The sequence below is a fragment of the Paenibacillus marinisediminis genome (assembly GCF_054343325.1).
Window position 1 is genome coordinate 368101 of sequence record NZ_JBTGUH010000002.1, and the last position, 13256, is coordinate 381356.

The 13256-nt window shown below is 46.2% G+C and carries 10 protein-coding genes; 1 reads left to right on the plus strand and 9 read right to left on the minus strand.

Annotated features, from left to right (window positions below):
* Positions 1 to 292: 292 nt before the first annotated feature.
* The 3 genes from ACXX53_RS07430 to ACXX53_RS07440 all read right to left on the minus strand — a co-directional run bounded on the left by ACXX53_RS07430 (position 293) and on the right by ACXX53_RS07440 (position 2195).
* The gene (locus ACXX53_RS07430) at positions 293 to 808 is read right to left on the minus strand and encodes a cell division protein ZapB (RefSeq protein ID WP_458567993.1); all 516 of its coding nucleotides are present in this window, start codon (positions 806 to 808) and stop codon (positions 293 to 295) included.
* A gap of 201 nt (positions 809 to 1009) precedes the next feature.
* Positions 1010 to 1573 carry a hypothetical protein gene (locus ACXX53_RS07435; protein ID WP_458567994.1) on the minus strand — a complete coding sequence of 188 codons (564 nt, stop codon included), beginning with the start codon at positions 1571 to 1573 and terminating at the stop codon, positions 1010 to 1012.
* Between the two features lie 232 nt (positions 1574 to 1805).
* Positions 1806 to 2195: a hypothetical protein gene (locus ACXX53_RS07440; protein ID WP_458567995.1), complete on the minus strand. Its 390-nt coding sequence runs from the start codon at positions 2193 to 2195 to the stop codon at positions 1806 to 1808.
* 462 nt (positions 2196 to 2657) lie between these two features.
* On the opposite strand from ACXX53_RS07440, the gene ACXX53_RS07445 reads away from it, so the two are divergent.
* Positions 2658 to 3320: an MOSC domain-containing protein gene (locus ACXX53_RS07445; protein WP_458567996.1), complete on the plus strand. Its 663-nt coding sequence runs from the start codon at positions 2658 to 2660 to the stop codon at positions 3318 to 3320.
* 123 nt (positions 3321 to 3443) lie between these two features.
* Here the strand turns inward: ACXX53_RS07445 and ACXX53_RS07450 are convergent, their stop codons facing one another.
* Genes ACXX53_RS07450 through ACXX53_RS07475 form a run of 6 tightly spaced genes read right to left on the minus strand, consistent with a single transcriptional unit; the run spans position 3444 to position 13024 of the window.
* Complete coding sequence (locus ACXX53_RS07450) at positions 3444 to 4991, minus strand: cellulase family glycosylhydrolase (RefSeq protein WP_458567997.1); 1548 nt, start codon at positions 4989 to 4991, stop codon at positions 3444 to 3446.
* Between the two features lie 24 nt (positions 4992 to 5015).
* Positions 5016 to 6236, minus strand: coding sequence for a VWA domain-containing protein (locus ACXX53_RS07455; protein WP_458567998.1), 1221 nt, complete (start codon positions 6234 to 6236; stop codon positions 5016 to 5018).
* Positions 6233 to 8563 (minus strand): DUF5682 family protein, encoded by a 2331-nt coding sequence (locus ACXX53_RS07460; protein ID WP_458567999.1) that lies wholly within the window; start codon positions 8561 to 8563, stop codon positions 6233 to 6235. Before ACXX53_RS07460 ends, ACXX53_RS07455 begins: the two co-directional genes overlap by 4 nt.
* Complete coding sequence (locus tag ACXX53_RS07465) at positions 8563 to 9663, minus strand: AAA family ATPase (protein ID WP_458568000.1); 1101 nt, start codon at positions 9661 to 9663, stop codon at positions 8563 to 8565. Before ACXX53_RS07465 ends, ACXX53_RS07460 begins: the two co-directional genes overlap by 1 nt.
* A gap of 27 nt (positions 9664 to 9690) precedes the next feature.
* On the minus strand, positions 9691 to 11544 hold the full coding sequence (locus tag ACXX53_RS07470; protein WP_458568001.1) for a HEAT repeat domain-containing protein: 1854 nt from the start codon (positions 11542 to 11544) through the stop codon (positions 9691 to 9693).
* A gap of 40 nt (positions 11545 to 11584) precedes the next feature.
* Complete coding sequence (locus ACXX53_RS07475; RefSeq protein WP_458568002.1) at positions 11585 to 13024, minus strand: SWIM zinc finger family protein; 1440 nt, start codon at positions 13022 to 13024, stop codon at positions 11585 to 11587.
* Positions 13025 to 13256 lie beyond the last annotated feature (232 nt).

The window sequence follows — 13256 nt, forward strand, 5'->3', positions numbered from 1 at the left end:
ACCCCTTCTACCATCATTTCACTATTATCCCAATTTCTCAGGAACTCACACATTCTGAGGATATGGGATAGTACTCAAAGGCTCACCAATACTGAGTCTACGAAAAAATGATCAACAACCACGACACATACTCAGCAAAATAAAAAAACACCGCATGCCCTCATCTCAAGGACACACGGCGCATCATCCATTCTGCTATAATCCCGCTAATACTTGATGCCAGATCCCGCGCTTACTGAACAGCAGTTCGCGGATATACTTCCAGCTACCAGTATCCTCGATCGTAAACACACTAATGACCTGATGCTATATATTCGAAATTCATGTCTTTATCATATTTAAAGTAAACGAGTAAGGCACCTTCATTAGGGTCATGGCTAATAAGATATCCGATATCTGTACCCGCTTCGGTAGTAACAATACTGGCTATATACATAGGCGCATCAAATATTTTAGTAGGAAAAGACATGTTATTATCTAGCTTAGTAAATAATATTTCATCTCTGTTTTCAATTAACTCAAATTCAGCGTTATATTCTTCTTTTAGCTTATCAAAATCCCCATTTGCTATGTAACGCATAATTCTTTTTGATGCGAGATCAGCTAATTGTACGTTAGTTCTTGTTGTTTCTAATTGTTTATTCTCTTCTTCTAATTCAGTATTCTTAAGGGCCAGTTCGTTAATATGTTTTTTCAGTTCTTGGTTTTCTTTCTCCAGTTTTTCAATTTGCTTGGTGTATTCAGTAGTGTTTTCGGAACAACCTGTTAAGAGAAATAAAAAAATTAGCAATCCAAGTGCACGTTTCAAGTAAACACTCCCCCTAAAAAATAAAGTCAATATCAGGTTCAACAACAGACTCTAATGCAAATTTATGTTTACCATTCATAAAATCTAGACCCAATTACGTTACTAATTCAAAATTCAATGAATCAGGATATTACAAGCGTAAGCGATATAATGGTGATTGGTAGACGGATCGTGCTTATGATGATAACAAAGATAGAATGATTATTTTGTTGTTTCCCGCCTAATAACTGTAATATTATTATTTTGGGCTAAGACGGTTACTTTCGGTGATGATAGAAGCGACTGATGATCTTTTAGGTACTCTGAAGTCAACAATTCAATCTGTTCAATTAAAACAATCCACTTAGCATCCTTTTTAATAATAGGAATAGCATAAGCAGGTACTTCCCCAATATCTTTAATAGTTTGACTAACTGTTGCATGATACTCATTCGCCGAAATTTGGATATAGTCATGGATCTCGTAGTTAGTAAGAATCTCATACATATCAGGTTCTGAAAACGCACCTTTCATAACCTTGGCCCTTTCATCATTGTTTCTATATCTTAAATCCTCTGATAGGCTCATATACGTGTCATAATCACTGAAATTTTGGAGTGCATTAAAAAATGATACTGCAACCTTTTTCACTTCTTCGAGTTCAGTTGGCGGAACTGTAGAGGACTTATTATTTTCACTGGGCGAACTGGAGCATGCGGCTAAGAATAAAGATATAATCAAACATATGACTACAATTTTTGACATCTGAACATTTCCATTTCCCATTTTATTACTCCTTTACAATATACTAACTACAAATATATGACGCTAATATATGTAATTAGTTGCAGTAGTAGTGTTCGGGAAAATAAATACCCGATTAGTCTTTGATTGTTTTCATACTTGTGTTCAAGCGATCAACGATTAATTTACAAACCTATACGTCAGACAGAGCTAATTCACATGGACAGTTCCAAATAACTGCAATAATGCTTAGATCAGGTCATAAGGCCTCTTTTTAATAATGTTTAACCTGAAATGTGATGCTTTCTTTTAACCCATTATCCTCGATCACTTCAATTTTGATATGATCATGAAGTAATTCATCTTTTTTATATGGCATACAATAAGACCAGCCATCTTTCTTATTTGTGTCTACAAACAATAACTCCCGCAATGGCCATGTATTTGTCCCTGTTGGTATTTTCCAATAATTAATTTTATCAGCTCTCTCTGCCTTTACATGGATACATAATTCTCCACCTTGGCCTGAAGGTAAGGTTACCCAGTTATCTATAATGGGATAAGGAGTCGTTTCTACTGAAACTTCGTAGCTAGGTAGAATATTTATTGGAACTTGGGGATAATGACTACAAAAAGAACTAATCGCCATTGTAGCTAAAATCATTACTTTAAACAAGGTTACACCAGTCCCTTTTTATGTTTAGGTTAAGTGTATCCATGATTTCCCTATCTATTCAGTAACAAAATTCTGACCTACTGTTAATTATTCCACTGCGTAGCTGCTACACTCCTTCTCCCCGAAATCTATCATTCTGTAGCTTTATTATTACGACTTTAATAATCTCTTATCTCTCCTGAGCAATTATAAACTGCTATACTAATATCTTAAAAAGTATTGGGAATCGCGTCATGTTACTTAGGGATGATTACAGATCAAGACTATTACGCGGTTAAATGAATGAGATGCACATGAATAAATTGATTTTTGATGATTAACGACAATAATTCGATAATCCGCCGTTTCAAGTGGAGTCTTTGTTGTTGCTGCCATTGTACAATAGTATAATAATAGAATTTAAATATAATCAGATGAAATGCCATCCTACTTAGAAAGCGAGAATATCGTATGAGAGAACATCAAGCTGCAATCATCCATTTTTCAATTGGCTTGCCTAAATCGATGGAGTACGGCAATGACAAACAACTTTTGACTGGAATATGCAAAGAATCAGTTGAAGAGGCTTACTTAACGAAGGATGGCTTTCGCGGAGACGGAGTTGCTGATTTGCGATATCACGGCGGCCCGGATCGCGCAGTATGCATCTATCCCAATGAGCACTATGCCCTATGGGATCAGGAATTCGGGCAGCCATTGCCCGCTGCAGCGTTCGGAGAGAATATGACCTTGTCGAATATGCTGGAGAAGGATGTATATATAGGCGACATATATAGGTTCGGTGAAGCTGTTGTACAGATAACACAAGGCCGTGTTCCGTGCAGTACGATCACGAAGCGATTGGGTAAACCTACACTTTTAAAGAGAATGACTGAAACAGGGTACACAGGATATCTATGCCGAGTGTTGGAGGAAGGTATCGTTCGAAAGGATTCCAAGATTGAGCTTATACAGCCTCACCCCCAACAAATATCTATCTTATACTGTAATCAGCTCTATTATCAGAGGCATAACGATATTGAAGGGCTGCGCAAGGTGCTGACGGTTTCTGAACTGGCAGATGAATGGAAACTCATGTTGAATAAACGTTTAGAACAGGCTTTGGAAAAGTAAGACTTAGGTGATGCTAGCATCATAATAATAGAAGGACGGCTTTTCCCTGTTATCACAAGGCATAAGTCAATTCTATTCACTGTAACAGGGAAAAACCACGAAAACTCCTCCATTATACTTCTCTCACTCGTCCGTATGAAGTTCACTGCCGATGCGACTAATACGAATCCATCTATCAACCGCTTCAGCAGCCGATCCGGCAGGCGGAACGATCACATAGCCTGCTGCACAGCCATTAATCCTTTCCATTGTGTACAAGGCTCCCTCCGGCGTTAATGTGATAACGCCACTTTCAATTAGCTCGATGTTCGGCACGTAGATAACCGTTGGAGCATCTGTCTCTAAGCGGGAATCTTCAGCCCAACTCATCGTGAAGGAGCCGGTATCCGAACAGTGGCGGTACTGCTTCAATTGGCCTGTTACCGCCATCGGGTAAGCCCGACAGATAGCAGGAAAGTATGAATAGCGATCCATATGCCGATTCTCGTAGCTCCAATACGTATCACCGCATAGCAGCTGCTCGAATATATCCTTAACGTCACATGCGGTGTCCTTCGCTCCTGCTGAGCCATAATATGCTCCCCATTCTCCAATCATCATCGGCATATTCAGCCTTTTGCGCGTCAACTCGTGCCGCTTGAATATCAGCTTCAACCGTGCGGGATTCGCTTCATCCGAGTGAGGCGTATCGGTGACAAGATCGTAGCCGTGCGGAGCATATACTTGGTACATATCCAGCTCCCCGTCCACGCCGACCGCGGGTTCAATGCCGCTTAGCACGCCGAGATTGCTGAAATAGTTCGTTTCTAGAAACACCGCTGTGTCTGGATCAACTTGGCGGATCGCTTGCGTTACTTTGCTGAAGAATGCCGACAGCATCTCGCGTTCAAAGCGGCTGTAGTCCTCCGTTACGACATCAATAATGGATGCGTAGCGGTCGGGATCACTCATGAACTGCAGTACATCCATTCGTTTGACTGGATCGAAGAAATCCGCAATCATGCTCTCGATGTCGGGATTGGGAATACCTCTAGCTGCAGCAGCCAATTCCGCATACTTCATATACATGAGCGGTTGAATTCTCGTCACTTCAGAACCAATGAACGGCTCGTTCATCAGATCGTAGCCAATGACCGCTGGATGCCCTGCAAATCGCTTCGCAACATGCCGCCAAGCGGCAGCATAATGATCTTGCAGTCCAATGCCATCCGGAGCTGGGGCATTGCTCCAGAAATGATCGAATGCTCGATGAACCGCAGGACTGATCAAGTAGGAATCACTCCACACCTCGCCCGTTAAGTGCGGCTCGTCATCGGTTATCATCGCCCATCGTGGCGCTCCGTCGCTGTATTCCCCCCCATACAGATCCTGATGCATATCGAGGAACACCCATATGCCGTGCTTCTCCGCAGCATGAATGAGCTTCTCTACTCCATCCAGATAGGCTTCGTCATACTTGCCTGGTTCAGGCTCGATACCGTCCCAGATGATGCCTAACCGAACAACGTTGAAGCCCCATTGTCTTAGAAGTTCGAAATCGTCATCGTCCCAAGCGCCTAGGTAGTTGCAGGTTTTTTCTTTGTTCACCATATTGATGCCATGCAGAATGACTTGGCGCCCCTCTTGATCTACCCATTGATCATCCCGCACTCTTATTGGATATAATGACATGCCGCTTCCCCTTCCTGCTATCAATTACTTGGTCCCCACCTTCTTCGCCAATTCGGTCAGATCATGCCCCTTTAATGCACCTTCCACCAGCTGCGGAAGCAGTGCAGGTGTACAAGCAAAGCATGGAGTACCGTCTCGGGACAAGGTCTTTGCCATCTGCTCATCATAGAAGGGCTTGCCTTCATCCGAGAGCGCAAGCAAACACATCGTCCTCACTCCAGCTTCCCTCAGCTCGCGCATTCTGCGTATTAATCCAGCTCGATTGCCGCCTTCGTATAAGTCTGAGACGATGATGAACAGCGTCTTATTCGGATTATCGATAAACTGCTCACAATAGGCCACAGACTTATGAATATCCGTTCCGCCGCCAAGCTGGATGCCGAACAGCATATCGACAGGATCATTAGAGCATTGCTCCGTTAGATCAACAACCTCTGTGTCAAAGACGACTACCCGTGTTGATAAAGAAGGCATACTCGCGAAGATCGAGCCCACGATTGATGCCCATATGATCGAATCCGCCATCGATCCGCTCTGATCGATATCTACGATAACTGTCCATTCTTTGCTTCGTCTAGCTCGATCAAAATAATAGAACTTCTCCGGAATAAGCTGGCGTCGGTCGGAATCATAATGCTTCAAATTCCGTTGAATCGTTCGTTTCCAGTCGATTCCGCTTAACGATGGCAGCGGAGTATGCTGTTTGCGGTTCAGAGCGCCAGTCACAGAACGGCGCAGATCATCTTCAATCCGCTTCGTCAAATCATCCACAACCGCCTGAACTAGCTGCCGTGCTGTATCTTTCGTCTTCTCAGGAATCTTGCCTTTCAAAGACAGTAAGGTACCAACAAGCTGAATATCAGGCTTCACCGTTGCCAGAACTTCGGGCTCAAAGAGCAGCTGCTTCCAGCCCTTCCGTTCCATGGCGTCATGCTGAATGACCGACACGACATCCTCTGGAAAGAAACGGCGGACATCGCCCAGCCATTTGACCAGTCGATGAGAGGAGCCCCCACGTCCTGCTCCTCTTTGCCCGGATGAACCATTGCTGCTATTGCTGCTATCAGACACTTCTCCCGTTTCATCATAGATAGCTGCAAGCGCTTGATCCATAATGAGCTCTTCTTCCGTCAACTGAAGCTGCTTCTCCCCGCTATATCCCGCTAATTGCTCATCAGCAGACTGTCCGAGTATAAGTCGCCAGCGAGTTACTATATGAGTATCAACAGCTGCCCCCTGTGTCATATATCGTCAAAGTCAAAATCGTTCAAGTCCTCAATCATCTTGACTTCGTCCTCCTTCAGCTCGCTCGTTAATATTTCCGCTGCTTGCTCTGTATTCATACCCCATAATTCGCCAAGTATTTCTGCGACCATCACCTTCTCCTTCGAACTAAAGGTGCTGAATGCACGCCGTAGAAATACGAGCGCGCGCACAAACTGATCATCCTCCAGTGAAGTGATATATTCATTCAGCTGCTCCCATAGGCTCATTCTGGACAGGAGCGCGTATCTGTTGCGAGTTGATACGCCCTCGAACCAGCCAGCTCCAAGATCCGCTGAAATACCTGGCGACAAGCGGCGGGAGACCTCTTCCGCGCATTGCTGTGCTGTTATTGCATTGCGTTCCAACAATATGGCGCAAGCGACGCCAGATAAACGTGGATTGCGGTCATCACGTTCCGAGAGCCGCAGCAGCTCTTGAATCCATAGCGCTTCGTCCACTTGCTCATGGTGTTCATTGGCTGCCTGGTTCAACATATTCATAGCGGCGATCATGTCCGTTGCAGCTTCATCGTTGCACTGACTTGCCTCCAGCAAAAATAGACATGCTCGCAGAAACAGCTGTTCCATCAATGGCAAGAGCGGTGATGTATCCATTCGCCGAATGTCGCCGAAGCGGATTAGGTTCGATAGTTCCTTAACCGCTGAGGCGATCTGCACCACATCGCGGCTGTCTGCGGCAAGCCGCTGCAATGTACTGCGTCCAGCTTCCATCTGATGCATCATTCCGCATTCATAGGCGGTGCGCACTAGCTGTGACGCTTCAGCAATCGTACCGCAGCGTTCAAGCTTCTGCTGCAGCACATAAGCGGCTGCAATCTCAATCGTCTCTCCGAGAAGATTCGATTCCACGACCTGGATCTCCACTTCAGGCGACCATTTCACGATCCAGTGTTCAGCCCATGTCGCATGATCCTGCTGAGTCGGACGCAGGATGGCATAAGCAACCCCCAACAGCCTTAACCGATGGAATAGGAAGGATCGGTTAAGATCCAAGAACGCCGCTTCCTCTGACGATACTCTTCGATTCTCACGCAGATCTAGCGCGAGATCGTTCGCGACGACAGTCTTGTACTTCTCCAGCTTCAGCCGCTTAAATTGTCTGTTCAGATCGTCCTGAATCGGCGTCTGGCTGACTCCTTCCGCAAGCTCTCCGATCGCTGTGCCGATATCTGCTCGAGCAAGGGCTTCAGCGACAACGGCCAATTCTCCTCGACCGAGCAGCGTTTGGGCCGCATCGCGCAGATCCCGCAGCGTCGGCGCGCTTCCGCCGTGCAGCGATGCTAACGATTCAGCCAGTCTAACGGCTTCGATAACTTCCGCTGTTGAGCGATAAGTGCCGCTCTCCCGCAGAGTGCTGGCGACGACGGCCATATAATGATGTGGCAAATCCGCCAGCGCATCGCGAAGCATATGTTGCCACATCATCTCATAATAATGGGGAGCGTTATTGCCCGCTCCATATCCTGAGAGCGAAGACAGCTTATAGTTCGAGTATGGCATGAGCGTCAACTTCGTGCCCAAAGATGGCAGAGATTCCACTTCTCGATCGGTCATGACATTCTCGAGATCAGCGAGTGCGGCAGCATGATAAGCGCCGCATACAACAACGATCTGATGAGGCTGATGACCTGCGGCAATCATATCTGCGATCTGTCTTCTCATATAAGCCTCACGCACCGCATTATGGGCATATTCAGTGACCTGTTCATGCCGCTCTTTCTCTTCGGTCAACTCCCGCATCTGAGCAGTATAAGCTAAGATCGCTTCACGGTAAGCGCCCGCGCTCATGTTATGCTCGAAGCTTCGCTCCCAGTACATGTCATAATCGTATTCGCCCGCAATGTCTGCGATCGTATCATAGATTGATGGCGCGAGTTGAACTTCTTCACCAACACGACTCTCTTCAATTGTCTTCTTAGCCTCTTCGTCACTGGCGCTTATTCTGAGATTCTGCAGCGCAATCGTTACGGAAGACGGCAGATCGATGAATGCGACCTTCGCTCCATGCTGCTTCGCCCATTGCATCGCTTGATATTCAGGCGAATATACGGCGAGCGGCCATAAAGCAGTGCGAACCGGCAGCTCCTCAGTGAAAGCGAGTATGGCGAGCGGCGGCTTAGAAGTTCTATTCGCAATGTCAGGTATGACAGATGTCGCATCCGAAGGACCTTCGATCAGCACTGCCGTCGGCTTAACTTCTTGAAGAAAGCTTAATAAGTGCATAGCTCCGCCTGGTGATAAATGCCTAACCCCAAATATTTGCACACCAGCTCCAGCAGCAGCCATTACTGGTTCAACTCCTTACAAGCGCTGTACAAGCCTCGCCATTCTGCACCGCGCTTCTTCATCACATTGTCAAGATATTCTCGCCATACGAGTTGATCCTTATCATCGTCCTTCACGATAGCACCTTGCAATCCTGCGGCCAGATCCTCATCCGTCAATGTGCCATTGCCGAAGCTGGCAGCAAGCGCCATGCTGTTCGTCAGAAGCGAGATCGCCTCCGCTGTTGAGATGACGCCTGCTGGCGTCTTCACCTTTTCCTTCTTATCCAGCGTCATGCCGCTCCGCAGCTCGCGGAAGATCGTGACGACCTTGAGCAACGCTTCATCGGCAGGCGCAGCTGCTTGAAGATTGTATGAGGAAGCGATCTCGCTGACACGCTTCTTCACAATCTTCACTTCCGTATCCAGATCCGCTGGAGATGGAAGCACGATAATATTAAACCGCCGCTTTAAGGCAGTCGACATCTCGTTGACCCCGCGGTCTCTCGTATTTGCCGTAGCAATAATGGAGAAGCCTTTGCGGGCGTTCCATTCCTTCCCGAGCTCAGGAACGCTGATCGTCTTCTCTGATAAGATCGAGATCAATGCATCCTGTACTTCGGAAGCGCAGCGGGAGATCTCCTCGAAGCGCGCGATGCCTCCCTCCTCCATGGCCCGCATAATCGGGCTCTTCACGAGTGCTTCAGGTGAGGGCCCTTGCGCCAATAACATGGCATAATTCCATGAATAACGAACATGTTCTTCACTAGTTCCCGCAGTGCCTTGGACGACTAGACCTGAATGACCATATATGGCAGCAGTCAGATTCTCTGACAGCCATGACTTCGCTGTTCCTGGCTCACCGATCAAGAGCAGCGCGCGATCTGTTACTAGAGTAGCAATCGCCATTTCGATTAGACGTTTGTTACCTATATATTTGGGAGTGATGTCCGTTTTGCCTGCTCTTCCCCCTGTAATAAAAGTCAGTACCGCTTGAGGAGACATCTGCCACCCTGCAGGTACATGGCCTGTATCCGCTCGGCGGAGTGCTTCTATCTCATGCTGATACAATAATTCAGCTGACTGACGCATAATATCTTGCATTTGCTCATTTTCCAACATCCACTACACCTCTCCTTATCTACTTCATTACTTCTGCATCATGCGAATCACATAGTGAAGCTGATCTTCAGCTTCATCTGAGAACTTCGGTAGTACCGCGCGAATTCGATCAGCATAAGAAGCTGAAAGACCGCACAGCTCTTGCATTGTATACGGTTCGATCAAAGTGCATTTCGAATTGCGCTCATCTTCTAGCGCGTTCATCAACAGCTCTTGACGATCATTAGTGGATACGCCTGCTCGCTCCAAGCCCATCAATAGAACGTTGAAGAAGCGATTACGGAACTCAGGATTGTTTTGGATCTTACGCAGCAGGTATCGTTCTGCTTCTTGATGCCCAGGTCTTGCAAATACGCTGACCAACTCATATTGATCATGCTGGATAAAAAGATCAAGCCAACGCGGATCCCACTGCATCTCAATAATATGAGGAGGGATCATTTCAACCACATAAGTATAGATAGATTGATCTGCAGATGAGCCCCATGGTTTAGGGAATTGCTTATATCTTCGGAAACTTACAATATCTAAGATCGTGCTAAGCAGCCGCTCAGATTCTTTGGTCGATTTACGGTTCACTGCATGTGCTTGACCTTGCAGTATTTCCCCATATTGTTCAAATACTCGCGCAGGAGATAAATGAGCATAGGCGTCCTTGAACACGTCATGCAAGTACTGATTGCTATTTCTGTAATAGATGATGTTGCGTTCCACCGTGCTTCGAACCAGTTCCCTCGCTTCCTCAGAGCCTTCATTCACCAGATAGTTCATCGCTTTATCGATCAGATGGCTCCACCCAAGCTTATTCATATAGAACGAATATTGCTGAAGCACCGAAATAAACAGCTTCTTGAGCTCTGGAGTGGTCTTATCATACAAGGTTTGCAAACACAGTCTAACCTGATCCCATATCTCATCCAGCTTCGCCTTATTATCCTGCATATCCTCAGCTGACTTCAGCTCAGCAGCCAAAGCTTCAACCAGCTGCTTCGTAAGCTCACCAGATTGACATTTTCGCAGTGCAGGAACGACAAGCTCTTTATCTTTACTTGAAAAAGCTTCATACAATCGCAGAACCGCATTGGTCCACCCGCTCTCGGCAAGTGCTTGATAAGCCGCTTCGCGGATCGATTTGCGCTTATCCTTGCTCCATCTGAGCAGTTCGGCTTCGTACTGTTCATGACCAGCAAGCTGTTGAATAGCTGTCACGCGAACTTCATCAGAACCCGACTCTGCCGCTTGATAGATCAGCTCCAGAACCTCGCTGCCGCCTACGGCTGCAATAACATTCAGTTTTCTTGCTTCTTTCCTACCGCCGGAAGGATCGAGATCTTTCGTGATTAACGGAAGGATCTGTGGTCCGTAGGAGGGAAGGATATCCCTCATAACCATATCCGCAATTTCTGAATAAGGATCATTCAGCGCTTCAATCGCGAGCTGTACCAGACGCAGATCCTGAAACATCCCAGCCTCGAATGCCTCCTTGACAATCTCATAGCGTCCGCTGCCACTAGTCGTCAACGCTTCTTGTACCGCATTCAGCTTGCGATAGGATAGATTCGTTGATAATGATAGGGGGCGGCTGCACACTTCACGCAGCTCACCTTCTGGCTTCGTCACCCCTTGTGTATGCAGTACGGAGCTCAGTAGCATATTGAGATCCTGCAGCTGCTGGACGGTCGATAATGCCTCTGTCGGATTCGGCTCTATAACAGCCGCAATTCCTTCCCCTAATCGTTTAAATATCGAAGCGCGCTCCCCAAGCTGCTGAAATTGCGGCAATAAACGCTTTAATCGATAATCTTCAGCGGCCAGGTCGCTACCCGCTATATAGAGACGCTTAACTTCTTGATGAAGCTCTAGCAATAATGCTGTACTCATAACGCCAGCTACCTCCTTAGAGAATGTGATTCATCGAAAACTAATAAAGAAGTCGGATGATTTCTGAACCTTTTAGTATCGTCAGTGGCTGTGCTACCAGTCGTCCAGTATCAAGCTGATGCTCAAACATAACGAGCATCGCAGCATCAGTTAGTAGATCTGAAGAGATGCTGGACAGCAAGGACAACGCATCGTGATCGGTGATGACGGTATATCCGAGCGCCAGCTGCTGACCCGATTCGTCAACCATTACATAATCGCCATGTTCGGTTTGATTCACTTCTGCAGCATGCAGCAGAAGAACCGGATTCTTATCTGCAAGCAGGTTCTTCACTTGATTCTTAACCAGCTTAATTGCTTCTGTATAGGAACGTTGCGCGCATGCTGCGATCTGGTTGAGATCCTCCTGCGTTATCGGTCGAGTTGTCATTTCATCGAATCGCACTCTTCGGTTAAGATCACCTGGATAACGATATAAAGAAGGGATAACCGCAGCTTCAAAGAAGCTGTCATCCTCACGAATAAACTTAGCCGCTTTATACGGTCGATACTGAATCGTTCGGTGTATGTCGCCAGTGGATTTCTCAATCCAATAGCCTACATCTACATACTCTTGTCTTGCTTCATCGTTATAGCTGAAGAATGACAGCTGAATCAATTCCGCGTTCTCCGTCATTAGCCCAAGCTCCTTCAGCTCGGTTAATTGCCATGCATGTCCCAGCCATTCTTCGATCGTACTTTCATGATCTAGCGCCATAGCAGGAGTCTCCAGCTTCGCTGCTAGATGCGCACGTCCCTTCTTAATTAACGCGTGCATACGCGATAGCTGCTCCACAGCTAGGGTGTACAATTCCTCCTGACTGCTTGTTGAAGAAAGCAGAACCACTAATCTTCTTAATTCAACTTGCGCTCCTGTTAAATAATAATTCCCGAGTTGCTTGACTTGGGCCTCCATATCCTTAAGAGCTTTTTTATCGATCGTACCAAGTCCGGTTCGAATGACCGATTGCAGCAGCTTCTCCAGCACATCTAGGCCTTCTAATTGAGCTGTAATCTTCTTCTTGAGTGCAGCTGTATTCGTCTTCTTAGGCTTCGAATCTGTGCCTGCTTCTGCTTGCTGAGCTTTGCGCTCTTCACGCTTCTCTGCTTTCTCCCGTTTCGCAGCAAGATCCTCGGGAATAGCTGCGGTATTGAATGCTCCTTTATTGACATAGGCGTAGAGCAACCCTAGAACATGCTTGCAAGGAAGCTGCCGACTTGGACAAGTGCAGCGCATAACAGGCTTCTCCTGCACAACAAAATCAGCGGAAGGATAATAATTCGAGCTCCCGCTGCCGCTGCATTCTCCAAAAAGTACAACATCATCTTCAGACTTATGTAGATGTAGGAACTTTCCCTTTTTCACGAGGCCTTGGCCATTCTTAATGGCTGCACTGTTTGGCGCTAACGAGTCAACGAACATTTCTGTTATTTCAATCAAACCGATTTACCTCCTGCATGTATTAGTTGATATGAACCTATATTTGACTGCTTCCCCTCTATTCTTATCTGCATCATCAGCACATTATTACAATCACCTTCTACTGCTAATTAGCCTAATTAAAAAACTTGGAGCCACTCTATTAAATCGATAGATCTGCCCTATCTTAGCATTAATCCCAGTTTATCACATTTCATTCGTGAAATAAGCACCTGTTCACATAAGTGTAGAA

Bases quoted from the DNA above. Each gene is read 5' to 3' on its own strand.
- ACXX53_RS07435 (WP_458567994.1), bottom strand. From the start codon at position 1,573: ATGGGAAATGGAAATGTTCAGATGTCAAAAATTGTAGTCATATGTTTG.
- ACXX53_RS07440 (WP_458567995.1), bottom strand. From the start codon at position 2,195: ATGATTTTAGCTACAATGGCGATTAGTTCTTTTTGTAGTCATTATCCC.
- ACXX53_RS07445 (WP_458567996.1), top strand. From the start codon at position 2,658: ATGAGAGAACATCAAGCTGCAATCATCCATTTTTCAATTGGCTTGCCT.
- ACXX53_RS07450 (WP_458567997.1), bottom strand. From the start codon at position 4,991: ATGTCATTATATCCAATAAGAGTGCGGGATGATCAATGGGTAGATCAA.
- ACXX53_RS07455 (WP_458567998.1), bottom strand. From the start codon at position 6,236: ATGACACAGGGGGCAGCTGTTGATACTCATATAGTAACTCGCTGGCGA.
- ACXX53_RS07460 (WP_458567999.1), bottom strand. From the start codon at position 8,563: ATGGCTGCTGCTGGAGCTGGTGTGCAAATATTTGGGGTTAGGCATTTA.
- ACXX53_RS07465 (WP_458568000.1), bottom strand. From the start codon at position 9,663: ATGTTGGAAAATGAGCAAATGCAAGATATTATGCGTCAGTCAGCTGAA.
- ACXX53_RS07470 (WP_458568001.1), bottom strand. From the start codon at position 11,544: ATGAGTACAGCATTATTGCTAGAGCTTCATCAAGAAGTTAAGCGTCTC.